This is a genomic window from Vibrio sp. 10N.247.311.47 (genome assembly GCF_041467535.1).
GTDB lineage: Bacteria > Pseudomonadota > Gammaproteobacteria > Enterobacterales > Vibrionaceae > Vibrio > Vibrio crassostreae_C.
In genome coordinates this window covers 1-25,095 of sequence record NZ_JBFSUR010000014.1, presented here as the reverse complement: position 1 = coordinate 25,095, position 25,095 = coordinate 1, and the positions used below count along the sequence as shown (strand labels likewise).

19 protein-coding genes and 2 pseudogenes are annotated in these 25,095 nt (G+C 42.2%); 10 read left to right on the top strand and 11 right to left on the bottom strand.

Annotation, left to right across the window (positions count from 1 at the left end; all coding sequences use genetic code 11):
- Window positions 1-58 precede the first annotated feature (58 nt).
- The 5 genes from AB6E51_RS11250 to AB6E51_RS11230 are packed head-to-tail and all read left to right on the top strand — an operon-like array spanning window position 59 to window position 7,707.
- The gene (locus tag AB6E51_RS11250; protein WP_372098796.1) at window positions 59-880 is read left to right on the top strand and encodes a TnsA endonuclease N-terminal domain-containing protein; all 822 of its coding nucleotides are present in this window, start codon (window positions 59-61) and stop codon (window positions 878-880) included.
- Window positions 870-2,951: a Mu transposase C-terminal domain-containing protein gene (locus AB6E51_RS11245; protein WP_372098797.1), complete on the top strand. Its 2,082-nt coding sequence runs from the start codon at window positions 870-872 to the stop codon at window positions 2,949-2,951. Before AB6E51_RS11250 ends, AB6E51_RS11245 begins: the two co-directional genes overlap by 11 nt.
- Entirely contained in the window at window positions 2,944-4,527 is a 1,584-nt protein-coding gene (locus AB6E51_RS11240) for an ATP-binding protein (RefSeq protein WP_372098798.1), read from the top strand. Before AB6E51_RS11245 ends, AB6E51_RS11240 begins: the two co-directional genes overlap by 8 nt.
- A 56-nt stretch (window positions 4,528-4,583) precedes the next feature.
- Complete coding sequence (locus AB6E51_RS11235) at window positions 4,584-6,125, top strand: TnsD family Tn7-like transposition protein (protein WP_372098799.1); 1,542 nt, start codon at window positions 4,584-4,586, stop codon at window positions 6,123-6,125.
- Window positions 6,016-7,707 carry a hypothetical protein gene (locus tag AB6E51_RS11230; RefSeq protein WP_372139894.1) on the top strand — a complete coding sequence of 564 codons (1,692 nt, stop codon included), beginning with the start codon at window positions 6,016-6,018 and terminating at the stop codon, window positions 7,705-7,707. The genes AB6E51_RS11235 and AB6E51_RS11230 overlap by 110 nt, the downstream gene beginning before the upstream one ends.
- 58 nt (window positions 7,708-7,765) lie before the next feature.
- On the opposite strand, the gene AB6E51_RS11225 is transcribed toward AB6E51_RS11230, so the two are convergent.
- From AB6E51_RS11225 to AB6E51_RS11200, 6 genes are all read right to left on the bottom strand, one after another.
- Window positions 7,766-8,065, bottom strand: coding sequence for a DUF202 domain-containing protein (locus AB6E51_RS11225; protein ID WP_372098801.1), 300 nt, complete (start codon window positions 8,063-8,065; stop codon window positions 7,766-7,768).
- Between the two features lie 6 nt (window positions 8,066-8,071).
- Window positions 8,072-8,434: a YidH family protein gene (locus tag AB6E51_RS11220; protein WP_372098802.1), complete on the bottom strand. Its 363-nt coding sequence runs from the start codon at window positions 8,432-8,434 to the stop codon at window positions 8,072-8,074.
- Window positions 8,435-8,509: 75 nt separating this feature from the next.
- Entirely contained in the window at window positions 8,510-9,364 is an 855-nt protein-coding gene (locus tag AB6E51_RS11215; RefSeq protein ID WP_372098803.1) for a MurR/RpiR family transcriptional regulator, read from the bottom strand.
- 73 nt (window positions 9,365-9,437) lie between these two features.
- Window positions 9,438-10,289 carry a hypothetical protein gene (locus tag AB6E51_RS11210; RefSeq protein ID WP_372098804.1) on the bottom strand — a complete coding sequence of 284 codons (852 nt, stop codon included), beginning with the start codon at window positions 10,287-10,289 and terminating at the stop codon, window positions 9,438-9,440.
- Window positions 10,289-12,049 (bottom strand): sulfatase, encoded by a 1,761-nt coding sequence (locus tag AB6E51_RS11205; protein ID WP_372098805.1) that lies wholly within the window; start codon window positions 12,047-12,049, stop codon window positions 10,289-10,291. Before AB6E51_RS11205 ends, AB6E51_RS11210 begins: the two co-directional genes overlap by 1 nt.
- A 57-nt stretch (window positions 12,050-12,106) precedes the next feature.
- Window positions 12,107-13,645, bottom strand: a complete 1,539-nt coding sequence (locus AB6E51_RS11200; RefSeq protein ID WP_372098806.1) for a PTS transporter subunit EIIC — start codon at window positions 13,643-13,645, stop codon at window positions 12,107-12,109.
- 181 nt (window positions 13,646-13,826) lie between these two features.
- Here AB6E51_RS11200 and AB6E51_RS11195 point away from each other — a divergent pair, with 181 nt between their 5' ends.
- The 3 genes from AB6E51_RS11195 to manA all read left to right on the top strand — a co-directional run bounded on the left by AB6E51_RS11195 (window position 13,827) and on the right by manA (window position 17,404).
- Window positions 13,827-14,690 (top strand): sulfite exporter TauE/SafE family protein, encoded by an 864-nt coding sequence (locus AB6E51_RS11195; protein ID WP_372098807.1) that lies wholly within the window; start codon window positions 13,827-13,829, stop codon window positions 14,688-14,690.
- A 56-nt stretch (window positions 14,691-14,746) separates the two neighbouring features.
- Complete coding sequence (locus AB6E51_RS11190) at window positions 14,747-16,042, top strand: anaerobic sulfatase maturase (protein ID WP_372098808.1); 1,296 nt, start codon at window positions 14,747-14,749, stop codon at window positions 16,040-16,042.
- Between the two features lie 153 nt (window positions 16,043-16,195).
- Window positions 16,196-17,404, top strand: a complete 1,209-nt coding sequence (gene manA, locus AB6E51_RS11185; RefSeq protein WP_372098809.1) for a mannose-6-phosphate isomerase, class I — start codon at window positions 16,196-16,198, stop codon at window positions 17,402-17,404.
- A 179-nt stretch (window positions 17,405-17,583) separates the two neighbouring features.
- Here manA and AB6E51_RS11180 read toward each other — a convergent pair.
- Window positions 17,584-18,136 (bottom strand): annotated as a pseudogene (locus AB6E51_RS11180) (IS21 family transposase); the annotation flags it as partial.
- A 466-nt stretch (window positions 18,137-18,602) separates the two neighbouring features.
- Here AB6E51_RS11180 and AB6E51_RS11175 point away from each other — a divergent pair.
- On the top strand, window positions 18,603-19,730 hold the full coding sequence (locus AB6E51_RS11175; protein WP_372098810.1) for an IS4 family transposase: 1,128 nt from the start codon (window positions 18,603-18,605) through the stop codon (window positions 19,728-19,730).
- A gap of 221 nt (window positions 19,731-19,951) precedes the next feature.
- Here the strand turns inward: AB6E51_RS11175 and AB6E51_RS11170 are convergent, their stop codons facing one another.
- The 4 genes and pseudogenes from AB6E51_RS11170 to AB6E51_RS11155 form a co-directional block, all read right to left on the bottom strand.
- Window positions 19,952-21,220, bottom strand: coding sequence for an O-acetylhomoserine aminocarboxypropyltransferase/cysteine synthase family protein (locus AB6E51_RS11170; protein ID WP_136973934.1), 1,269 nt, complete (start codon window positions 21,218-21,220; stop codon window positions 19,952-19,954).
- A 637-nt stretch (window positions 21,221-21,857) separates the two neighbouring features.
- Window positions 21,858-22,796, bottom strand: coding sequence for a DUF2971 domain-containing protein (locus AB6E51_RS11165; RefSeq protein WP_372058132.1), 939 nt, complete (start codon window positions 22,794-22,796; stop codon window positions 21,858-21,860).
- A 145-nt stretch (window positions 22,797-22,941) separates the two neighbouring features.
- Window positions 22,942-24,133 (bottom strand): annotated as a pseudogene (locus AB6E51_RS11160) (tyrosine-type recombinase/integrase).
- 9 nt (window positions 24,134-24,142) lie between these two features.
- Complete coding sequence (locus tag AB6E51_RS11155) at window positions 24,143-24,505, bottom strand: hypothetical protein (protein ID WP_372058129.1); 363 nt, start codon at window positions 24,503-24,505, stop codon at window positions 24,143-24,145.
- 66 nt (window positions 24,506-24,571) lie between these two features.
- Here AB6E51_RS11155 and AB6E51_RS11150 point away from each other — a divergent pair, with 66 nt between their 5' ends.
- Window positions 24,572-24,982, top strand: a complete 411-nt coding sequence (locus tag AB6E51_RS11150; protein ID WP_372058130.1) for a hypothetical protein — start codon at window positions 24,572-24,574, stop codon at window positions 24,980-24,982.
- Window positions 24,983-25,095 lie beyond the last annotated feature (113 nt).

Below are 25,095 nucleotides of genomic sequence, written 5' to 3'. Positions count from 1 at the left end.
AATAAAGATTGATCGTTTTTTGACCTCCTGCTAAGTTTGGCTTAGTCGGAGGTTTTTTATGTCAGATGCAGATAAGCCACTCAATAAGAAAGACCAAAAGCGTTTAGAAGAAAAACGAGGCGAAGGGACGGGAAAGGACTATGTTCCTTTCATTAAAGTCGGAGAGTTCAGCGGTTCTGGCGAAAGCGTTCGTGTTAAAAGTGCCACTGTTGGTCGAGTTCATCACTTTTTTTCTGGAAATGAGCTTGCCGCATTTCTGGTGTTCGATTGGTGTGAAGAGGTTATCGACATTCGAGAGCAGTTTCCTATCCCTCTTGCTGATTCTTTGATTATTTGTCGCCAACTAGGTATTCGTCATCCTCAAGAAAAGGGCGAGCTTAAAATAGTTACTACGGACTTAATCATCGATTTTGCTGATGGCTCCCAGTTAGCAATCCCCGTAAAGCCAGCTCTAAAGCTTGATGACAAGCGCATTGTCGAAAAGCTTCAAATAGAGAAAGCGTACTGGGAAGCAATAAAAGTACCCTGTCCCATTTTTACCGATCAAGAAGTATCCAACGAACTCAAAATGAACCTGAAGTGGATAAAACCACTTATCGATATAGATACTGAAGTTGAATATCCATTCTCCAAGCAAGATGTCATTGATCTTGCTGCTAGATTAGCGAAGAAACCCAAAGCTTATGTAGCCCGACATTGTGCAAAATTGGATGATCAATACCAACTAGAGGAAGGCACGCATATCGGAATATTTCGCTATGGTATCGCCAATCAATATTTTAAAGCATCACTTGAAACACCGTTTACTGAGTGGAAATGCGAAGATATCGAACTCTTAATTAGTGGTAATAGAGATTTGGAGGTCGGCAATGCTTCTTAATCAAGTCTATCAATACGCAGATTCAAACGAGCGAATACGTGTGGTGTACGAAACGTTAGAGTTCATCTGGCTGATCAGTCTCGATGATGAATCGGCTTGGCCTATACTTATGCCAACCTCTGAGTTACATGAACTGATCGCAGTACAAACGATAGAGTGCATCAGTGAACCTTTTACTTTCTCTCATGTTGAGCTCGACGGTGCACAAGCTCTCAAGCGAGATGAAGCCTATACGCTGCTTAAAATTCTACTAAAAGACCACTGTGAATTATTTGATAAGGCGTCGCGCAATCGTCTAATTAGAAACGCGGTTGAAGTGACCGGAAAACCTCGTATTTACTTCATTCGTCAACTTCGTCGCTATTGGCAAAGAGGGATGACACCCAATGCATTGCTGTCTGATTATCATAAGTCAGGTGGGAAAGGTAAATCTAGGCGTGACGTGGGCAATAAGCTCGGGCGTAAGCGAACAACTGCCGAGGGCGTAGGTGCCATCATTACCGATGATGTCGCAGAAATTTTCAGTCTAGCAATTGATGGCTTCTTTCTTCAAAACGATAAGTTCTCTATCAAAGACGCCAAAGATAAAGCAATTGGCTTGTATAAATCCAGATATCCCGACTCTGATAAGACCTCCATACCGACTCTTCGCCAATTCCGCTATTTCTATGAATCTAACTACAAGGAACATGATGTAGTAAGACGAAGAACACCATCCAAAACATACGACAAGGATATTAGAGCGCTAACAAGCACATCAGCCTTTATGAATATCGGACCAGGAGGGCGGTATGAGATTGATGCAACGATTGCGGATCTCTATTTAGTTTCAGAGAAAGACCCGAATAAAATCATCGGTAGGCCAGTGGTTTACGTGGTTAAAGATGTCTTTAGTCGCATGGTAACAGGGCTTTACGTCGGTTTGGAAAACCCATCATGGGTTGCGGCAATGATGGCCATGTCTAACGCCTTTCTTGATAAAACAGAGTATTGTCGGAGCTACGGAATAGAAATCGAGCCTAGCATGTGGCCTTCTGTTGGTATTCCTGCGTCTATCATGGCGGATAAAGGCGAGCTTTTGCATAGGCAGGCTGACATTCTCGTCAATGCATTTAACATCCAATTGAGTAACTCGCGCTCCTACCGAGGGGATGATAAAGGCGGCGTGGAACGCTATTTCAATACTCTTCAAACAAAATTCAGGCCCTATGTCGGTGGTATTGTCGAGCCAGTCAACGGCAAGAAGCGCTTGGGACGCCGATATGAGCTAGACGCAGAATTAACCTTGCATGCATTCACTGAGACAGTGATTCACATCATTATCAACTACAACACTAGGCATGTAGTTAAAGATTATGATTTTGCCGAAGATATGTCTAATGACTTGCCCGCAGTCCCCATTCAGCTTTGGAACTGGGGAATCAAAAATCGCACCGGTAAGTTAAGACCATGCAGTAAAGAGATGGTTGAAGTGAACTTGTTACCCACTGAAAAAGGGACAGTGTCTGAGGTCGGTATTGGTTTCAAAGGACTGAAATACACTTGCCGTGAAGCAATGGCTGAAGGTTGGTTTGACCGATTTAAGCATACAAGACCGAATACAGTTGAGGTGGCTTTTGACCCGCGTCGAACCGATGTCGTTTACCTGAGGCCTGATAACAGCTATCAATCCTATTGGATATGTGAGCTTTCAGATCGTAGCCGTCGATATAAAGGAATGAGTTTTGTGGATGCTGCGGGTATTCTCAAGTCTTCTAAAGTTGCAGAGGCTTCAGCGAATCAATATAAGGATTTTGAGGCTCCTGACCTACAGGAAGCGATTGAGAGTATCGCTAAACGAGAGCGGAACAAAAAGGCAAATGCGCTTAAATTAACGGACTCACAAAGATTGGCCGGTATTAAGGATAATCGAGATGAAGAGAGGGAATTTGAGCGAGACAATACCTCAGTCAATCTCAAGCCTGAGTCAAAACAAAGTAGTGCTAAAGTCATTGATATTCAAACGGGGCACAATTCGGATAGCATTGAATATCCGTCACTGGATGATTTTTTAGGAGATGACGATGATTAAAATTCACCATGCGGAATACGCTGCTCCAGAAATAGAAGATTATCGAGATCAGCCTTTGATCAATGCACTACCTTTATTGAACTCGCCGCAAAATACGGCCAAAGAGTTAAACCGCTACCCTAAGGTGAGAGATTCTGAAAAGACCTTGCCTGGGTACATCCGTCGTCATGCGATGATGCGAATACTTGATGGGTTTCTATACCCGACAAAAGCTCACCTTCAACTAGAACAGATGATTTCAGGGATGATTCGTCGAGGATATTTAGGGCGAAACATTTCATCGATTGACTATCAGCGAAATCTTTTAGACGTCGATAATGTTGATTTTTCAACTGCATCAATAAATGCGGGTAGCGCAGCGTTGGCAACGACTGTCATTGGTTGCTCTGGAACAGGTAAAACTACCGCGGTACAAGCGATATTAGATTCATACAAGCATCAGGCTATCTATCATCCCGAGTATCAGCATACACAGTTGGTATGGCTAAAGATTGACTGCCCTCATGATGGTTCGGCAAAGAGTCTATGCATCCACTTTTTTCGTGCGGTAGACGATGCGATTGGAAGCGACTACGAAATGCTCTACGTTAAGTCGAGATCATCAGCAGAGTCTATGTTGGGTGACATAGCTAGAGTATGCGCCCTTCATTCTATTGGTATCTTGGTCATAGATGAAATCCAGCACCTTAATGCCGCGCGCTCCGGCGGTGCGACTAAACTACTTAATTTCTTCGTTACTCTTACCAACGTAATCAAAGTGCCAGTGTTGTTCATTGGCACTCCAAAAGCTCTTGAGCTTTTTTCTCCTACACTGAGGTCTGCTCGCCGAGCTGCACAGTTTGGTAGTTTGAATTGGAATCGATTTGAGCACCTATCAAATAGAGCTGACGAAAGCGAATGGGATCGCTTTTTCAACAGAATGTGGAAATTGCAGTGGTTTCAATCACCGACACCGATTACGAAACCAATGAAAGATTTGTTTTGGGAGTTAACTCAAGGTGTTGCACATGTGGCCGTTTCATTGTTTTATCTTTGCCAAGCAAGGGCGGTAGTTGCAGGAAAAGAAGTGATTACCCTCAAGTTAGTCGAAGATGTGTTCAACGAAGAGTTGTCGATCATTCATCCTATGATTCGAGCGCTCCAAAGCGGTCGAAAAGAAGAAATCGTTAAGTATGCGGACTTAGACTTACCTGCCGATTCAGTTCGTATTATTGGGCAAGCTGGCGATAGCGATGTGGATGCGCCTGAAGTTACTATTGAGGAAACTGATGACAAATTGATGCAACTCACTGATATGTTGATTCGCATGGGACTCGGTGAGGATGTGGCTAAACTAGCGGCGAGACAAGCCATCGATGAAAAGCCTAACGAGGATCTGTTTGGATTAGTTGCTCATATAAAGTCGCTAGAGGACAAGCCTGCAACACAAAGTAAGCCTAAAAAATCAAAAGTAACCAAGCTAGAACCTCGTTATGTGGATAACGACCTTCGGCTACTGAGAAGTGACAAACCAATGTCCACCTACAATAACCTAAAACGTGAAGGCATGATTCTTGACATCACGCCATACCTCTAGGTATGAAGCAGCCAACTATACTCAAAGAAGTGAAACGAGTTGTTTGGTAGTTAAAGATGTTGACCCACTTTCCAGCCGCTCAGAAAGATGAGTTGCTCACTAGTATTATTGCTCGGTTTATCCAGCAAATGGGAATTAAAGATGACAAGATTGCATTAGACATCCTATTTGGCAATAGAATGATGGTTCCTTCGCCTTTTTTACAAGGCCATATTGCGTATCTTTTGGAGCATGTAGGCCACGTATGGGGAGTGCACCCTAAGCAAATCGTGGAGCGTCATACGTCCCTTCCGTTGTTCAAACCCTTCGTTGAATCACACCGCTATATAGCGCTGCAAGCTAATTTAATTCATAGTCGAGTAAACCCAAGCATGTCTCGTGCTGGCATTCCAGCTTCGGTTATCAAGTGGCCAACGACATATAAGATCTGCCCTCAATGTTGGCAAGAGCAAAGCGATGCTCTTGGTTTCACCTACTGGCAGCGATTGTTTCAAGCCCCTGGTGTCAACGTGTGCCCACAACATAAGTGTATTTTGATAGGTACACATATACCAATTCAATCCCCACATAGGCACCAGTTTGTTGGTGCGAGTGGCTATCAATGCCAAACACGTTTTTCTGAGGCCGCTAACCCTTGTGAGATAAAATTATCCCAAATGGTAGAGATGTTACTTAACTCGAAGTTGAGAGCGGTTTCACTAGCTCAGTGGACGCTTTACTATCAAAAGCTAGCGAGAGATGCAGGAATGATGATTGGTTCAAGAATAGACCATAAAGCAATTTCGGATTCTGTGCGGAGATATTGGTCAGATGAATGGTTGAACACACAAGGCTTAGCATTTTGTGGGACAAATACATGGTTAGTCGCAATGTTCAGGAAACATCGTAGAGTATTCAGTTACCTGCAACACTTCATTGTTTGGTTGTCACTTCGAGATAGTAACGTTGATTTATTGCTAGAGTTAAATCTCGCTAGTACGTTTCCTAAAATTGAAAGGAGAGCACAACCAATGAGAGCGACAATAAACATAGTAAAGCGTGATACAAACAGAAACCAATGGCTTGGTATTGTAGAGTCTTCACAAGCTGAATCACTTAAAAAGATCAGAGCCACATCTCTTGGTGCAAGGCTATATTCTTGGCTTTATCGATATGATCGTAAGTGGCTCAATGCTCACAAACCTAATCATGTATCAAATTACCAGAATTATCGTGTTGACTGGCAGGTTCGAGATCTGCTGCTAGTTAAAAAACTCATTAAACTTAAAAATAGGGCCGATAATAGGATAAAAGACCCTCGCCACTCTAAGTCGTGGTTTGCATCCAGCATCAAGCAGAAGAGTCTCATTGAGAAAAAACTGTATAAGTTACCGCTTTGCAGTCTGTTTTTTGATCGATATAGCGAATCTATAGAAGAGTACCAAATTAGGAGGTTAAGCCGTGTTATGGTTCAACTCATTGAGTGTAAATATTTTTTAAGGCCTGTATGTGAGATTGAACGACTTGCTGGACTCAGCCGTGCGCGTAGCAGGAAACCTGCACGGGAAATTCTCCGATTGGACATCCCAGCCTGGCAGAGAGCTGCGGTACTTTCCTGAAAACGTACCGTTAATCAACATTGGAAGTATTCACACCAAGCGCGTCCTCAATAATAAGGTCCGGCCTTATATCAACGTTCAATTTTCAGGTTTCCCAAAAAGTCGTGTTCCGGCGGAACTGATACCAATGTTGGTTGTTAATTCTCATTATTCGAACAAAGAACGCACGGTTCCACATAAGCGCGAAATCATCGAGATAAAAATATCAGATAACTTTCAAAGAGCTTTTTCAAACAAATCACATTCAATCATTTTAAGGGAGGGCAACTTAAAGGCTGTTGTCACTTGTATAGAGCTCGCTCGAGCACTCTTTTTACACAATGTACATCTAACACGTACAGCCTTAAGGCCCAATGGGTTGCATGGGATGGCTGTTGTGGATGATGCTGGGGAAGAGTGCATTATTCGTTTCAATAGGTCATCGGATTACCCTCTAAAAAACTTGAACTCTAAAGATGCATGTAAACATCTTAGCTGGTTATTGCTAAATCCTGAGGCAACAAAAAGTTTTAATAGTGTTTATAGTAAACTACAGCAAGATGAAAGTACGGAGTGGAACTTTAACTTTGAGCCGCCACCATTAAAAAAATGGAGATTAGAGATAGCAGGTGAGTACGACAGAGACGACCCGATGCTGTTTTATGTAGAAGAAATCATAACTGTTTACCCATCGAGTTTTAAGTGTGACAAAAAGGTCTCGATTTACCACCCCAAAAAAGTGGATGTTATCCCTGTTGGGCCGAGCGATGGAAAGCGTCCCGAAATTAATCGAACTGATCCAGACCCGCAGTTGGATTTTCAAGCTACACCCGGAAACTATAGAAAAAGGGATGTCGTGAGTGAAAAGGGATTCCGGTTTATTTGTGACTTAGAAGATGATGTAAAAGTAATGCCAGGAAAAGCGCTATCGAGAGTAGTACCTAATGTTAATGCCACAGAAGAACCAAAACCTGACGTTTCAGCGGTTGGCCATGGAACAGCAACAGGGTCAGCGCAAGAATTAGACTGGGCGATTAATCGAAGTGATTGTGATGATACGACTCTTCCTGAGGCTCCAAAAGAGGTAGCTCCGACTGGTAACTTTCAGCTCTTTGAAAAGGTTATTCAGAAATTAATGATGCTTCCAGATTATCAATTCCAATGGACACGATGTTTGGCGATGCCAAAGCCGGACAACGCTTCCCTGATATACAAGAATAAGCTCACACAGGAGGCTCGAACCTTTCATTGTGCCTATTTCTATTACCGGCAAACCCCGCTTGTCATCATTGAGGTGGATATTAGCGATATTAACGACAAGCACAGTTTAGGTTCAAGGCTATTTGGTTTTTCTGAAAATGGTAAAGATGGACTAGCTCAAGTAATGAAAGCATGTTCCGAGAAAGGCGTTCGATGGGATGCTAAAGCAAACCAAGAACACTGTTCAGTAGTGGTTGAAATTAAGCACCCTTCTAGAACCAAAAAAGTGGAAGGTGAAAGTGTCCTCAGAACAGAAATTGAGTATGAAACCGCATGGATAGAAACTATTGATAAAGCTGTTAAGCGAGCAGTGACACAAGAGCCAAGGAAAGTAAGTGTTTAGGTAACCCAGCTTCAGTTATCTAGGCGAATGGCATTGAGTTGAGAATTATATGTAGAAGTTAAATTTGCATGATGACACAAATACGGCGAATCCAATATAACCCAACTAAAGTTAGGCTCAGCAAAGAGACAAACAGGAAGTGAGTTGAGTTTCGTCTAGCACCACTATTGAAATTGCGTAATAAACTAAAACTTAGAAGAGAAACCCAGATAGCTGTGACAATACCTAGCGCAGTGAACAAATTAAAAGTATCTACTACTAACCCTCTAGCCACTAGTACTATATTCACAATCAATAGCAACAATGTTCGAATCCAAGCTAGTACAGTTCTTTCTAATTGCAGGCCAGAATCAAGCATAATTGTTCATACTAATAGAAAAACAATAACAAGCAACGTGATGAGACCTATAAACACGCTTGTGACCTTTAACAGCGAGGTATAGGGAAAAGGCAACTCTTGACGCATCGCTTTCTCATGCTTTGACCAACGCAAATAACCTAAAATAGCAATGGCTATTGAAAACAAGGCCAATACCATTGATATGATTAGTTTTAGCTGCGGATGTGCAAGTTGGGTTGCCATTTGGTCTAGAGCTATGGATCCAGCAAGCAAGGCGAGGGCTGTTCGAATCCAAGCTAAATACGTTCTTTCATTGGCTAAAGAGAAGCGATAATCTGGCTCCACTCCTGTTTTCCGCCAGTTGGCATTATATTTCACTTTGCGCATTTTTGCTCCAATAGCCAATGTAAAACCTCGTGGAAGCGGTGAGTCGTAATCCACCGATCTATGTTCTGAAAATCGTTAACTTTTTGAAATTTTATTTTTAATCATAATCTTAGATGACTTTACATTAGGAAATCTTTTTTTTAGCATTTCGGTATAGAGAATGTCAACGATGAACATTTGAGATACACGAGTACCGATAGAGTCACCTTGATACAACTCCCCCTGGCTACAATTATCAAGCGTTAAGTCGCATAGAGAAGCTAGTTCTGAGTTCCTGTTGTTTGTTATGGCAATACAAAATGTGCTATTGCTTTTTGCGGTCTTTACAGTTTCTATGATCTCGTGTTTTTCTCCTGAGTGAGATATCGCCACTAAGATATCTCGGTCGTTAGTGTATTGTATTTTGTATGCCATTGAGTGATTTTCAAAAAATCCCGTCGCATCAAGGCCTATACGAGAAAACTTATATTGGGCTTCTAGCGCGGTTAAACCTGAGCCGCCGACGCCGACGAAGAACAATCGCTGAGCATTGTCAATAAGCTTAATTGCCAACTCTAAATCGTCCACCGATAGCTTGCTTTTAGTATCGTTTACAGAAACAGTCACGATCTCTGAAATTTTGTCAATGGTTTCTAGTAGTGAGTCCTCTATGTAAATATCTGCACTTAAAGGTGGAATAACGGCTGCTGAACTAACAATAAGTTCTTGATTGAGTAGCTCTTTCATTTCTGAATAGCCAGTGAACCCATATTTTTGGCAAAAGCGAATCACTGAAGCATCACTCACATTAGCTAGTTTCGAGAAGTCTCGAGCTGATGAACGAATAACGAATGCTGGATTTTGAAGGAGCAAGTCAACAATTTTTAGTTCAGACTTTGTCATATTGCTGCGAGCTTGCTTCAATTGTTGATAAATGGGTATTGAACTCACGTGTTTACCTTTTTATAACTATTCAAATTGGTAATGTAAACGCTATAACCCGGAAGCTCAATACCGTAGGTTGTTAGACAAGGGATAACTGGTAGTAAGTGCCGAATTTATTACCACTTTCAAGGTGGATAATACCTCGTTTATCACTCAGTTGGTTTACTGTATCTGTCGGATCTGCTGTGATCCCATGCCATGGCTCTAAACACACGAAGTCAGCGTCAGGAACTTTCCATAAAGTAAAGTAAGGTGTACAAGGTATATTTATGCACCTGGTTCCGTATTTGTTATCATGTATTTTGATACACTGACGCTTGAGGTTTTTGAAGTAAAGGGGACCTTTATTAAAGTCCCATTCCTCCAATTTAACCGAGTTGTTCCTTACTGACAGCGGAGCGTGTTCCTTGAGCTCGGTAAAGCCTTCTTTTCCTATAAACGGTTGAGCTACGTCTTCAAATTCGATTACGGTATCCGAACTTGAATTGAAGCCAGGGTGTGAGCCAATAGAGAACCACATTGAGCTTTCAGATGTATTCTCCACGTTGTATTCAACGGTGAGCCCTTTCGGGTTAACGAAAAAATCAACGGTAAGCGTGAAGGTAAACGGATAGTTTTCAAAAGTACTAGCGTTAGATGTTAACTGAAGTTTGAGAAAGTCATCGCCTTTGGCGACGACTTTAAATAAACTTTGTCTAGCGAATCCATGCCGCGGTAACGAGTACTCGCTATTATCGTGCACAAATTTACCATTATTTAAATTGCCGACAATAGGGAACAGTATAGGCGCGGTATGCGCCCATTGTTCACCGTTCCATAACCAGTTACTTTTATCTTTGCCAGCAGAAAATTCTTTTAGCTCTGCGCCAAGTGTGTTTATTGTAGCCTCAAACTGACCTGTCGCGATGGTAATAAGCTCACTAGATTTCATTAGTAATATCTCATCGCCATGTTCAGTTGGTAGATGGCTTTTTTAAGTTGCTCACCTTTAAAAATAGACTCAGCAATGTCAAAAACATCTCGCGGTGATACTGGTTGATCAATTTTATTGATAATGCTTAAAACGGTCGAAAGCGTGCTTTCTCTATCGTCGCCAACGTTAACCACAATTTCTAAACCTTCAGCCACAGAGTGATGGAGTAAGTCCACGTTGGCAAACAGACTTGTTTGATACGCAACAAAGGAATCGTGTTCACGTTTGATTGATGCTAAATCAAACTCATCGAGCGTATAGCGAGCATAAAGCTCTTTAGGAGCCTCATTCCGTATAAGTTCTTTCTTTATTGCGTCGCAAAATTCTAGCGCTTTTGGGTGATCTGCGATTGCTGTTTCTTGCGTGGGATCTGCCTCTAGATCAAATAGCTTGTCACCGAAACGAAATGCATTTGTGTAGTTGATCGAGGTTGGAACTTTTAGCAATTTTGCGCCCAAAGTAAAGTCAAACCCATCGTGCAATTCAGCTTGTGATAACTGTTTGATACCAAATCGGCTATCTATATGTGTAGGCATTAACGTGTATTCGTTAAGCGTGTTATTTCGATCTCTTGGCGCTCTCATATACACGTATTGGCCATCGGTGATATTGATATGAGCCCCGAAGTAACCAAACAAAGCATAGTCACGGATTTTATCGCCTGAGGCTAGATGTTGACTAATGGAACGTCCTTCCATTTGCTTCGGTATTTCAAAATCAAAGTACTCGAGAACTGTTGCAGCGATATCAATTGTTTGCGCGAGGGCATTGGATTGCTCACCTCTCTTCCCAACTCTAGGATCCCAGAGATAAAATGGCGTATTAGCGATCTCATTGTAGACGGGCATAATGTTCTTACCCCACCAATCATGCTCTCCCAACAAGAAACCATGATCAGTACATACCATGAGCATAGTGTCAGACCAAAGATCATGTTCGTCAAAGCTATCAAGAACTTTTCCTAAGTACTCATCGCACATTGTGATGAGTGCTTGGTAGAACTTACGTATTAATGTTTGTTTTTCGGGAGAATCCGTGTTGGCGTTATAATACATCCAACCATCAAAATCCTTTTGACAGCAGCCATACATTTCTAAGTATTTATCAGGCACAAAAAACGGTTCGTGAGGGTCGAAACATTCCAATTGCAAAAACCAATTATCCTGTTCAGAGTTTTTGGAAATAAACTCCAGTCCCTTTTCAACGGTTCTCGTCAACGTATGTTCTTCTTCGGTCTTCATATAGTCTCGGTTTATGAAGTCCTGAGTCATTCTTTTTACTCGTCGGTTAATGACAGCTTGCTCTTCTTTACCATCGTAATTAACCGTCGGCTTGGCAACATGACCTTTCCAGTTATCACCTTCTTGCCCTCGAATAAACTCGAATGTTGAATAGCGAGGGTGATAAGTCGCTCCGCCATCACGCCAGTAATGTTTATGGTCGGTGACGAGGTGCGTATGGATCTTGTTTTTTGAAAGGTGTTCTGGCATCGAGAAATCGAAGGGTTCTAATGGTCCCCAACTTCTATGTAAAAAGTTATATCGACCAGTATGCATTTCTCTTCGTGCCGGCATACATGGCATGCTACCGACATAAAAGTTATTAAATTGAACACTATGTTTTGCAAGGCGCTCAAAATTAGGTGTAATGGCACTTCCACCATAAGTAGATATATGATGTTTGGTTAATGTATCAAACATTAAAACGACAGCTTTCATAAAAACTCCAAAAAGAGGGAAGTTAAAATATCGCTTCCCTCAAAATAATACTATTGACTACGCTAGTTTTAGATAATCATCTAGTTGATTTTTAATAACAGAAACTTGTGGGCCAAACACAACCTGAATACCCGTACCTTTAACAACAGTACCAACAGCCCCAAATTTCTTAAAGGCATCCTTTTGTACTAGTTGAGTATCTAATACAGTCACTCTTAATCTTGTTGCGCAGCAATCTAATATTGAGATGTTACCTTTCCCACCAAATGCTTCGATAATGCCGGCTAGCTTTTCTTCACCTTCTACGATTTCTAATCCGTCGTCATTATCTTCACGCCCTGGAGTTTTTAAGTTCTTCCACGTGATAATAAATCTGAAGCTAAAGTAGTAGTAGCAGAATAGGGCGGCACCAATCGGTAACACATTAATCCAGTTGGTCTTATCGTTTCCTTGTAGTACACCGAACAAGATAAAATCTATGACACCACCTGAGAACGTTTGCCCTACAGTGACTTCGAACATATGGCTAAGCATAAAGGCTAAACCTACTCCGATAACATGCACGACATAAAGTAGTGGTGCAGCAAACAAGAAAATGAATTCTAGTGGTTCGGTAATACCGGTTACAAAGGCAGTCAGCGCACCAGACAAAAGAATTCCGGCAACTTTGTTGCGATTTTCAACTTTTGCACAGTGGTAGATGGCAAGAGCTGCACCAGGCAAACCAAACATGAAGTCTGCAAAGCGACCAGCCATAAAGCGAGAGACACCCTCATAGTATTGCGTTGTGTTTGGATCGGCTAACTGGGCAAAGAAAATTGGTTGAGTACCTTGAACTAGCTCGCCATTGATGACCATTTCGCCACCGACACTAGTAAACCAAAACGGCATATAGAATAGATGGTGTAAACCAAGAGGTAACAACGCTTTTAAAGATGCTCCAAAGAAAAAAGTGCCCAAATATCCAGTTTCATCAACTAGCGATCCCAGACCATTTATACCACTTTGAAAGTAAGGCCAGATATAGAAAAGAGCGATACCTAGGAAGATTGAAAAGAACGAGGTCACGATAGGAATGAACCTTGAGCCACTGAAAAAGGAGAGCAGCATAGGTAGGTCGACTTTGTTGTACTTTCCGTGAGCGTATGCGGTTAGCAAGCCACAAAGCACCCCACCAAGCACTCCCGTTTGAAGAGTTGTGATACCAAGCACAGAAGCTTGACCATGCACCGCTAGATCAGTAACCGCTATACTCCCAGATATAGTGAGTAGAGCCTTAACAGTTACATTCATTATTAGAAATGACAGTACAGCAGCTAAGCCAGCGGTGCCTTTGTCGTTTTTTGCTAGACCTACAGCTATCCCTACTGCAAATAGTAGTGGAAGGTTGGCGAAAACGATCTCTCCAGCCATTCTCATCATAATGAAAATAGCCTGTAAAAATGTGTTGTCGAGAATTGGGTATGTTTGAACTGTAACCGGATTTGAGAAAACTCCACCGATACCCAGTAACAATCCCGCAGCGGGTAATACCGCAATAGGCAGCATAAAAGACTTGCCTAAATTTTGAGCCTTAGAAAAGAGCTGATTTTTCATGAAACGAACCTTAAAACACGTTAGGAGTAACTATAGTAAACTCTGATGTAGCGAATGCTACATTTATTTGCCCGAGTTTGACGCGGTTAACATGTTGGGTGGGTGAAATAGAGTGAAATGAGAGATAAATCAACATTTATGAGTTAGGTTATATTGCTAGTGTAGGTTTTTTAAGCTTTAAATGCCAAATATGTTTGTAGCGTTTGCTACTTTGTGTTTTAATTTATCCGGAATTAAGTGGTTTGGGGTAATTATGGACTGGATAATGTTAATACTAAACCTAGATAGCTTGTTAAAGCTTGCTCTGGGTGGGGTTATCGGTTTCTGTTTAGGTATGACAGGCGTTGGAGGCGGGGTCTTAATAATACCGATCCTTCAAGTAGTATTTGGCATGGGCACGGTCCTGGCAGTAGGGACTGCCAGTCTTATTTCTGCCTTAGTTAAAGTAGGTGCTGGAATATCACACATAAGTGCAGGGAACGTAGCCTGGCGTCCAGTAGCCTTCATGTTGCTTGGAGCTGTTCCGAGTACTTTACTTATTACAGAATTAATTCTTAGAATTAATTCTGACGAAGCGCATTCAGTGATGCTTCATCAAGTGATTGACTGGATGATTATTGGTGTGATGCTTTTTTCATTGCTGTCTCTCTATCTTGGTAAAAGAAAAAACTCGGAGGCTATAGCAAGCGACATAAAGAAACGAAAAGCGGTGTGTACTGGGGCGGGTTGTGGTGCTGTATTAGGTTCAACAGGCGTTGGGGGGGGAGTCATGCTGTTACCTGCGTTCAACTCGTTTCTTGGTGTTGATATTAAGAAGTCAATTGGTTCATCAGTTGTTATGGCGTTGGCATTGTCTTCAATTACTGCACTCAATTACAGCAAGGGTGGGCAGGCTGATTGGACCACTGCAGGCCTAATGACATTCGGAGCACTATTGGGGGTGCCACTGGCTGTGAGAATAGTGAAAAAAATTGAAGAGAAGTATCTCTACACGCTGACATTAGGTGTTATCTTGTTTGCTCTAGCTTTGACCTTATTGTTCTGAGTAATTGATGTATAACTTGTCCAAAACACAACACTTGTAAACGTAGGTAGCGAATTATGAATGGTAATAGAGGCTGCCATGTGATGGCTAAACCAACAGGATCTGTATGCAATATTGATTGCACATATTGCTTCTATCTTGAAAAAGAAGCGTTATACCCTGACAGAGCAAACAATTGGAAAATGTCGGACGCTACGTTGGAAGAGTTTGTTAAGCAACATATCGAGGCACAACCTGGGCTGGATGTCGATTTTGCTTGGCAGGGCGGAGAACCGACGCTAATGGGTATAGAGTTCTTTGAAAAGGCGGTATCACTTTGCAGCAAGCACTCTAGCGGAAAGCGAATCCACCATAGCTTACAGACAAATGGAATTTTATTAAATGACAAGTGGGGGGCTTTCCTATCTCAGCATAATTTTTTGGTCGGTATCTCTATTGACGGGCCTGAGCATATTCATGACCAACACCGTGTAAATAGAGCTAAAAAGGGAACTCACAAACAAGTCATGCAAGGCATTGCTATCTTGCAAAAACATAATGTTGAATTCAACACATTGACGGTAGTAGGTAAGCACAATGTTGAATACGCAACAGAAGTCTATCAGTTTCTACTTTCGATAGGATCTCGGCATATACAGTTTATTCCGCTAATCGAACGAGAATCTACGACAACAGCAAATGACGGACTTCGCTTGGTTTTACCTGGAGAAAGCACCGCTAGGTTGACTAAATGGTCTGTTCCATCGTGGCAGTTTGGTGAATTCCTAAATATTATTTTCGATACTTGGGTCCAAAGGGATATTGAGCATGTTTATGTACAAATGTTTGATACGGCGCTGAGAGCATGGTGCAACCAGCCTGCAAGTATGTGTGTATTCTCTCCTACATGTGGGCATGCTTTTGCTTTGGAATCCAATGGCGACCTATACAACTGTGACCACTATGTTTACCCGGAACATAAGCTCGGCAATATTCATACTGAATCGATACTAGACCTAAATCGAACTGAGCAAGCGGTCCAGTTTGGATTAGATAAGCAAACAACATTGACACGCGAATGTCAAAAGTGCGAGTTCCGATTTGCTTGTAATGGGGGGTGTCCAAAACATAGGTTCTCACTGTCGTCCGATAATCAAATGGGCCACAATTATCTGTGTGCTGGATACAAGCATTTTTTTAACCACGCTAAACCTTATCTAGACCAAATTCGAGAACAAGTTATCTTTGGGGTCGAGCCTGCTAATACTATAGAGAGTGATGGGGTAAAAATAATTAATCAAGATAAGCAGGAAAGAAATTCTCGATGTAATTGCGGGAGTGGTAAAAAGTACAAGCGATGTTGCGGAAAATAAATCACAAAATACAAGAACAATTATCTATTTATTTTAGAACATTGTTCAACAATATACGTTGTGCAAGCAATCTTTACAGTCGCCCCCTTCTATTGACTGAGCGCCCATATATGGGCGTTTTTTTCATATCTTTCAAATTTCGATGAATCTATTATGAACCAAACAAGAGATGCATATATGAATGTTGGTGGATTTTATAAATTAAGTAATATTGTTCAAGATTATCCATGGGGAAGTCGGACATCAATCCCTGAGCTATTTGGTATCGAAAATCAGAATAACCAGCCAATGGCTGAAATTTGGATGGGAGCACATCCTAAAGCAAGCTCGTCTATCACATTCAACGGTGAGTCTAGGTCGTTAAATGTGTTGATTGAGATCTACGCAGAGGCCATGCTTGGATCCAAAACGTATCAAGAATATGCTGAGCTACCATACCTGTTGAAAGTACTAGCAGCTGAAAAAGCGCTTTCAATTCAAGTTCATCCGACAAAAGAAGAAGCAAGCGCCGGCTTTGAGATGGAGAACAAGAAAGGTATTGATATTAATGCATTTGATCGCAATTATAAGGATGCTAACCATAAACCAGAATTAGTTTATGCTCTCACGCCTTTCCTTGCTATGAATGGCTTTCGCCCATACGATCAGATTGTGGATTTGTTTACGGCCATTCGGTGCCCTGTTTTACAACAGCAAATTGATAGTTTTTCTGGAGATCGAACTGAGAGTGGCTTAAGCCAGCTTTTCTCGGGTATCCTGCATTTGAATAACCAAGTCAAAGACGATGTTCTGTTGGCACTTTTAGCATGGGCACGTGAGTCAGATGATTCTTTGGCTGCATTGGTCTTAGAATTAAATGAGCTTTACCCGAATGACATCGGCTTGCTTGCACCATTGATGTTAAATGTTATACAGCTTAGCCCGGGACAAGCAATGTTCTTGCATGCAGGAACTCCTCATGCATACCTAAAAGGGACAGCGATAGAAATCATGGCCAATTCAGACAATGTGCTGCGTGCTGGCCTAACACCGAAATATATTGACGTACCTGAGTTAGTCAATCGTTGCAACTTTAAGGCAATGAATCCAGAGAAAATTTTTACAGCGCCAATCATTAGAGGATCTGAGCAACAGTTTCCTGTTCCTGTTGGTGATTTTTCATTTTCTGTTTATTCAGAACCAAGCCAAAGCTTTGTTGAAGTCACTCGTGCTGAGATTTGGTTCGCCATTGATAGTGATGTAAGGTTCGAAGACCGCAATGGAAATTGTCTTGTTATTAATAAGGGAGAGTCTGTATTTATTCCATATGCGACTCAGTCATTTTCTGTCACAAGCTTAGGAAGGGTAGCTCGTGCATTCTAATAGCCTGCTCGCTCATGACATTTCAGAACATTTCCATCGGATTTAAGTTCGGGCGGTAGTAGGAAGTTTGCCACCTACTCTTGCGGAGGAGGTGGTTTGCTCTTCAGCCTCAGAAAAACGTACATAATTTCGCTAATGACAATCTTACTTGTATCAGTGACTGTTGCGTCAATGTAACCGAGTGGTAAGGACCCTGTCGCTTCCGCATAGGTATAGTTGGATGCGCCCGAACTCCTGGGCATGTCGGACTTCACCGGTGCAATGGCAGATAATGGTAACCGTCTGGCCGTAGTAGTCGATAAAGCACTTTTCCCCCCGGCCTTATGCAGCTGTCTCATGGAGCGTCTTTGCTGCTTATTACAGTGAAGGTAACGGTCACAGAACTGCGAGTAGCTGTAGCTGGGGTATTGCTGGGTATATTCTTCCCACAGCAGTTGCTTGGTGATCCCCTTGCGTTTCAGCTCTTGATGGACAGCTGCCCAGTCGGGAACCTGATATCGGCTCGAGGTCCGCGTATCGGATCCGGGGTAGAACAGTTGGGCCAGTTGATCATCTGTCAGTGAATCAGGAGCGGCCAAGTCAGATTCAGTGTTGTGCTTTCTGGAGCAGCTTCTGGATAGCACCAACGCTGAGTTTTGTGCTCGCGCTGATTTGCCGAATTGACAACCTGGTATCCAGTTTCAGCCTGAGTACATCTCGAATTTTACGCATTGCAAGTCTCTTTGCTGGCATAGTCCTGCTCTAAATAGGAAACAGATTACCAAATAAGTTGAAGATCAATACGTTGAAAGGGGTTCCGGCGGAACGTGAACAGTGATTTCGAAAATGTGGGCAAAAGTGTTCACAGTGAGTCCAGAATAGGTGTTCACATTGAACCGGAATGAGTGTTCAGCATGGGTCGGAGTATGCACTTGCGGCATATTCTTTGACGGGTAATTCCGCTTCTGCTTCCTTGAAAATGCCAATGATCTGCTGTTCGTTGAATTGCTTCTTCATATTCACCTTCCTCCTGATAGATGAACATTACTAAGTTTTGGGTGGATTAGAAAGCGGGGAGCTGGTCAATTTACCCCGATGCTTAAGAATCCCCTCATAATTTCCATATAAAACAATGAGTAGACGCACATCGCTCATTCTGATCTAATGAATTTCGCCAAAAACACACTTGATTAAATGGATTTAATAGGAATTCCTAACGATGCGCGATGTTCAAATTCTACAGCAAACTATCGAAAACCAGTGCCCAAACATTCACAAAAAACGACTTAGATATCTGATGCTTGCAACTAAAACGGTACTCGATGGTTCGGACCTTACATTAACTAAAATTGGACGAGCACTTGAGACGAAGACCACCGTAAAACACGCTATAAAACGCATTGACCGACTTCTGGGGAACCGAAACCTGCACAGAGAAAAAGATGCGATTTATAAATGGCATGCGTCGTTCATTACCCGAGCAAATCCCTTTCCTGTGGTTCTCGTCGATTGGTCTGATGTGAGAGAGCAACTCAGATATATGACATTGCGTGCTTCTGTTACCGTTAAGGGGCGAGCAATCACCCTTTATGAACAGGCATTTGAGTATAAAAACTACAACTCACCCAAGAGCCATCAACTCTTCCTCGATAAGTTAGAAACACTGCTCCCAAATGGCTGTACGCCTATTGTTGTCTCTGATGCGGGCTTTAGGAATACATGGTTTCGTCAAGTTGCCAATAAGGGTTGGTTTTGGCTTGGGCGTGTACGCGGTGAGGTCTCAATAAAGTGTGGTGAAGCGCCTTGGCAGTGGAACAAAACTTTCTACCCTCAAGCGACGAACAAGGTCCAGTTTTTAGGTGCAAGCCAGTTAGCAAGACGCTCGCCACTCTTGTGCTTTGCCTACTTATACAAAAGCATTCCCAAAGGTAGAAAAGCACATCGACATAGCCGAACCTGTCAAAAGCACTCTGCGGGGAAAGTGTTCCACAAGGGCGCAAAAGAGCCTTGGCTTCTGGTTACCAACATCCCCAACGATGTACTAAATGGCGTAAAAATAACGCATTTATACGCCAAAAGGATGCAAATTGAAGAGTCGTTTCGAGATTTGAAAAGCCCTGCTTACGGGTTAGCCCTTCGTCACAATCGGACACGTTGTACTAATCGAATCGACATATTGCTACTTATGGCGTTAATGGCAGAAATTATTATGTGGTGGACTGGGAGAATTATGAGGGGATCCGCCAGAACCCGATGTCCAAAACTGCTGGAGCTGATCACACGTATCACAAGTGCAAGTACTTTGAGCCGGACTACCCAGATTTTCAATACCTGTAGTTATTCATAAATTGATCAATCTTTATTGTCATCTCATAAAGTCTTGTTGCTAGCAACGCGCCTCAAAATGATCAAACTTTAGTGGTCATACCGTTATAGGGAGCTCGAAAGAGGCACATTTCAGAGCAAACTATATTGTCCTCCGACAATAGATAATAAGAAGCCCATCCTGTGATGGGCTTTTTTATGTCTGTTAGTTAACGATCAGTGTTAGAGCTAGCTGTAGCGTCATTAAGCGCTCAGTGCTTGCTCTAGGTCAGCCAAGATATCGTCAATGTGCTCGATACCTACTGATAGGCGAATCATCTCCGGTGATACACCGGCTTGTTTCTGTTCAGCTTCGCTTAGTTGACGGTGTGTCGTCGAAGCTGGGTGACAAGCGAGAGATTTCGCATCGCCAATGTTAACTAAGCGCTTGAAGATTTGCAGTGCATCATAGAAGCGAACACCGGCTTCATAACCGTCTTTTAAACCAAAAGATAGAATGGCCGATGGCTTACCTTGCATGTACTTTTCAGCGAGTGGATAGAATTCTGAATCAGGCAGGCCAGCGTAACTTACCCAACTGACTTTCTCGTGTTGCTTGAGGTATTCCGCTACTTTCAAGGCATTCTCTGTGTGTCGCTCCATGCGTAGCGACAACGTCTCCAAACCTTGCATCAACATGAAAGCATTCATTGGTGACAGTGCCGCACCTGTATTACGTAGGGGAACCGTTCTAGCACGACCAATAAACGCAGCCTCACCAAAGGCCTCGGTATAAACCACGCCATGATAAGAAGGCTCTGGCTGATTAAACACAGGGAAGCGGTCCTTGTGCTGTGCCCATGGGAATTTACCTGAGTCGACAATCACGCCACCTAACGTTGTACCGTGACCACCCACGTATTTAGTTAGTGAGTGCACCACGATGTCAGCACCAAAATCGATAGGTTTACACAGTACAGGCGTCGCCACCGTGTTATCAACAATCACAGGTACACCTTGTGCGTGAGCAAGTTCAGCAACACGCTCTAAGTCGATAATATTACCTGCTGGGTTACCGATACTTTCACAGTAAACCGCCTTGGTTTTTTCATCGATCAGTGCCGCTAAGCTTTCTGGTTTGTCGTCTTTAGCAAAACGAACTTCAATTCCTTGGTTTGGCAACATGTGAGCAAATAGGGTGTAAGTACCACCGTAAAGCTGAGGCGTTGAGACAATGTTGTCACCGATTTGCGCCAACGTCTGAATCGCGTAGTTGATCGCAGCACTGCCCGCACTTACCACTAAGCCTGCAATCCCCCCTTCTAAGGCTGCCATGCGTTTTTCTAACACATCATTGGTTGGATTCATTATCCGTGTGTAGATATTACCTGGCACCGCAAGGTTAAACAGGTCGGCGCCATGTTGTGCGTCATCGAATTCGTAAGCGACGGTTTGGTAAATAGGTGTGGCAACCGATTTGGTTGTTGGATCAGTTTCGTAGCCGAAGTGAATCGAGAGTGTTTCGTCTTTCATGTTTCTTCCCTGAACTATTGAATGATTTGTGTACACTCATATTGCCGATTTTTTTATAAAAGAAAAGTATGTTTAGTCACAGAGAGGCAATTGGAATTGTGTGCGGGATGATTCGTTATTGGTTAGGAAATGCAGGGCGTAAGTTGTACAGATTTAGAAAAGCAAAAAGCCAGAGCAGCATGAACTGTTCTGGCTTTTCTAATTTGGTGGCCCCTCCCAGATTTGAACTGGGGACCGAACGATTATGAGCCAAGCTTCAGCCCTGTAATCAACATAGTAACCCTGCCCCGAATCACTCTGAAATCCACCAGCAAAATCACATCACCTGATTATCCGCATGATTTCTCTGACGTCGACGACGAGGTTGATGGGGATGTCGGAGTTGGAAGGGTTAACAGGGTTACTGAGGTTGGTTCTGAAATAGATGATGAATCCGTTCGGCAACTCCCCTAACTCTATCAACCCTAGAATTGACTCAAAAGACCGGACTAGGACCGGACCGACGACGCCGTCAACAAAACCTAGGGAAAGTAATTACTGAAGAAGTCAGGTAGAGCAAGGGCTAGAGAGAGATTACAGGGCCAGTCTAGAGTGACCGACCCAGAGACTTAGGATTTTAGGATGGGGTGGGTATAGTTTAAATAAAATCAATTTCTTTAAAATCAAGAGTATAATTAGTCTTATTTAAACAGGTTTCCCAGTGTTCAAAAAATCTAGTAGAAAAAATTTCTTTAAACTCACAAGCGCTATCGATAAGTGAAGAGTTGTACCCATATGTTATTGATCTAATAGATAATTTATCAAGCTTGAACAAATATAGTACGTCTCTATGTTTTGAAAAATTCTCCAATGCATCTGCCATAGATCCTCGCTCACAACGATCTGAAATTTTTTCTAGTAAGAAATGATGCTCATTTTTTACTTTTTCGTAGCATTTTAAATCGTTTGCCACCTCTAGAAAGTGTGAAGGATCTCTGTGGGTTAGTAGCGCTTCTTCTGTAAGAACGACTTTATCCGCTTGTGACAGCCTTAGAATAGCTCTGTGTTCTTTTTCATATATCCATTCATCGCTTTTTCTTTGAAAAATCTCGTACAAAATTTGCTCTTCATGAAAGTTCGAGTAATCACAGTCAAAGCTATCTATGCGATACCTTGGCTGCTTTCTGTAACTAACTGCTTCAAATGCTCCATTGAATGGTGATGGGACTATATCAAAATTATCATGCTCAAAAAGGTCATCAAATAAGTGAAATGGTTCTGTTTCATGTTTAGAGCTAACAATAAATCCAATTACACAGCCTTTATGTTCTTTGGCATAATGTGACCACATTAACAGGTTCTCTTTAGACTCGGTAAGGCAAACAACACCAATTTTGTGTTTGTTATTTTCAACAAACTCACACAAATTTGTATCAATCCCATAACCAAACTTAATTTCTTCGGCTAGCTTACTTAGCCCTTCTTTACAGTAGTTCCCTTCAAAAGGATCATTTAACGCGCATAATTGTGAAGCTCGGATGTATCCATCCTTCAAAATAAAATTTGGATTTTCTACATATTTATATAGTATTTTCATCACTAACAGACACCGAGAACCTTTCTGTCATAAGGGTATCTGATTGACAATATAAGTAAAAGTATTTCTAACAAGCAAGCGTGATAATGAACCTGATGCTCTTAATGCCAAAAAAACAGCGTGCCACATACCCACTGCTTTTAGACTACCCGTTACTCACATCCCCCACCAACTCAGAAACATTAGCACTTACCTCTCTTAGCCTAGAGCTAGCCAAATGAGCATACCTAGTCGACGTTTGAGGGCTCTGATGCCCAAGTAGATGCTGAACATCATAGAGCGTAGCGTTACCACTATTGATTAAAATTTAAGCGAAAGAGTGCCTTAAGTCATGTATACGGAAGTCATCATAGATCCCTGCTGCTTTCTTGATTCGAGCGAATGCCTTCTTTGGATGTGCGATAGGTCTACCGGGTGCATCTCCGGCAAAGATATAGGGGTTCTTACGTATCTGAAATCGTCGTTGGTCATTTATTACCTCCTTAGCTAAATTATTGAGTAAAACCGTCCTTGATAACCCCGATTTTGTGTGGGGAAGAAATAGGCTCCAATTGCCGTCGTCGTCGACGGTAAGACAGTCCCACTTAGAGTTAGTAATTTCACCAATTCTCATTCCGGTAAGCAGGGCGAATTTTAAGGCGTTGCCTTGAGTACGATTGGGTTCCTCGTTGCATGCCTTGATGAAAGATGAAACTTCTTTGCGGTTCAGGAATCTGTTTCTTAAATTATTCTCCTTAAGCTTCCTTATGTACTGCCCCGGATTCTTGTCCACGAATCCCCCACTCCATCGCTAATCTGAACATTCTAAGGGCTAAGGAACGTAATCTATTCACTGTTGATGGTTTCCTTGTTTCTAGGACCCCATCGAGTAGCTTTTGAATGTCTTGTTGGCTGATATCGGTGATACTTTTCTTGCCCCATTTGGGATAGAAATGAAGCTTTAAGTTACCAATATCATTCTTAGCAGTGAGTTTGTTCATTCGGGCATAGGGTAAGTAGTGTTCTTCCGCAAACTCGAAGAAGGTTAGTACATTGGATTTTTCATCCCTCATAGCCTTAGGGTCATTACCCAGAGCTATCTCTCGCTTGTGGTCATTAGCTATCTGCCTAGCGGTATTGATATCTAGCGCTGGATATTCGCCAATTTGTAACGATTTTTTTTTGCCAAAATAGGTGTACCTGAATAGGAATCTGCGTCTCCCTTGTCTGTTGATAATTATTTTCAGGCCGCTACAGAGCTCATCCGTATACTCTGTTTCTTTGCTTCGACTTGTCGACGGCGTCGGCGGTAATGAATCAAGTTGGCGTTTATTGAATTTGAATTTACGAGATTGCATCAGTCCCCCTTACTCATCAGAGATTGAGAAATGCTGGTGTAATTCAGTACGGAGTGTCTTAGGCATCAGTAGGTAAATACCCTTGCCGTTATCCTCGACAATGCTTAGGGATATAGAAGCTCCGTAATCTAGTTCATCTTCGAATTCGATATAGGTTAGAGCTCGTTTCAGCAGTTCAATATCGTCGACAACGACAGCGCTTAGGTCAGTAATTGAAGTAAGGAACCAAAGTTCACATTGCAGTTCGTCCCATGCCTGCTGGGTTTCAGTTTCATCGTGGAATGGTTCGGTGAGTATGGCTTTGACTTGTTCTTGTAGGGTAGTAGTGATTGGAAGGGTTGAGAGGGTTTCTAAAGTTGCAACCTTGATCATATTAAACTCCATGATTATTGGTATCATGAAATTAATATGCTCTTGATTAATCGGTAGATACGGTAAATGGATATCATACGACCCTTTTTGATTTTTATACTTGCAGCTGTGATTAATGGGTGTAGCTCTAGTTCATTGATAACAGTGCCGTTGGATTCTTCCTTATTGAAAGAGGATGAAGCTACTATCATTATCTTCCATGAACAGGGAATGGTTGATGATTTCTCACTCTACATAGATCGCCAACCCGTTGGTCTTGTTACTTCAGAAAAGCCATTAAAGCTATCAGTGAAACCTGGCATTCATGAAGTGTACGGTGAAATACCACTACTCATACGCAGAGCTACTACCCAAGAATATAAATCAAACGAAATATACTACATGCGATTATGGGTTGATTTTGGAATGTGGGTTAGTTCTGTTAGGGTCGAGCCAACTTTCAAAAGAGAGGAGTATGAAGTGGAAAGTTATCACTAACTTATTTTTCAATGCCAATTAATTTAAGGGTGCCATATGTAGCATCCTTACTTTTTTTTACTAGGGCGTGTTGATCTTTCGTGAGTGTTTTTTGAACAGCATGGTAAAGAGTT

Bases quoted from the DNA above. Each gene is read 5' to 3' on its own strand.
- AB6E51_RS11250 (WP_372098796.1), top strand. From the start codon at position 59: ATGTCAGATGCAGATAAGCCACTCAATAAGAAAGACCAAAAGCGTTTA.
- manA (WP_372098809.1), top strand. From the start codon at position 16,196: ATGAACCAAACAAGAGATGCATATATGAATGTTGGTGGATTTTATAAA.
- AB6E51_RS11170 (WP_136973934.1), bottom strand. From the start codon at position 21,220: ATGAAAGACGAAACACTCTCGATTCACTTCGGCTACGAAACTGATCCA.
- AB6E51_RS11210 (WP_372098804.1), bottom strand. From the start codon at position 10,289: ATGAAATCTAGTGAGCTTATTACCATCGCGACAGGTCAGTTTGAGGCT.
- AB6E51_RS11200 (WP_372098806.1), bottom strand. From the start codon at position 13,645: ATGAAAAATCAGCTCTTTTCTAAGGCTCAAAATTTAGGCAAGTCTTTT.
- AB6E51_RS11240 (WP_372098798.1), top strand. From the start codon at position 2,944: ATGATTAAAATTCACCATGCGGAATACGCTGCTCCAGAAATAGAAGAT.
- AB6E51_RS11165 (WP_372058132.1), bottom strand. From the start codon at position 22,796: ATGAAAATACTATATAAATATGTAGAAAATCCAAATTTTATTTTGAAG.
- AB6E51_RS11190 (WP_372098808.1), top strand. From the start codon at position 14,747: ATGAATGGTAATAGAGGCTGCCATGTGATGGCTAAACCAACAGGATCT.
- AB6E51_RS11235 (WP_372098799.1), top strand. From the start codon at position 4,584: ATGTTGACCCACTTTCCAGCCGCTCAGAAAGATGAGTTGCTCACTAGT.
- AB6E51_RS11220 (WP_372098802.1), bottom strand. From the start codon at position 8,434: ATGCGCAAAGTGAAATATAATGCCAACTGGCGGAAAACAGGAGTGGAG.
- AB6E51_RS11175 (WP_372098810.1), top strand. From the start codon at position 18,603: ATGCGCGATGTTCAAATTCTACAGCAAACTATCGAAAACCAGTGCCCA.
- AB6E51_RS11205 (WP_372098805.1), bottom strand. From the start codon at position 12,049: ATGAAAGCTGTCGTTTTAATGTTTGATACATTAACCAAACATCATATA.
- AB6E51_RS11225 (WP_372098801.1), bottom strand. From the start codon at position 8,065: ATGCTTGATTCTGGCCTGCAATTAGAAAGAACTGTACTAGCTTGGATT.
- AB6E51_RS11150 (WP_372058130.1), top strand. From the start codon at position 24,572: ATGGATATCATACGACCCTTTTTGATTTTTATACTTGCAGCTGTGATT.
- AB6E51_RS11195 (WP_372098807.1), top strand. From the start codon at position 13,827: ATGCCAAATATGTTTGTAGCGTTTGCTACTTTGTGTTTTAATTTATCC.
- AB6E51_RS11155 (WP_372058129.1), bottom strand. From the start codon at position 24,505: ATGATCAAGGTTGCAACTTTAGAAACCCTCTCAACCCTTCCAATCACT.
- AB6E51_RS11245 (WP_372098797.1), top strand. From the start codon at position 870: ATGCTTCTTAATCAAGTCTATCAATACGCAGATTCAAACGAGCGAATA.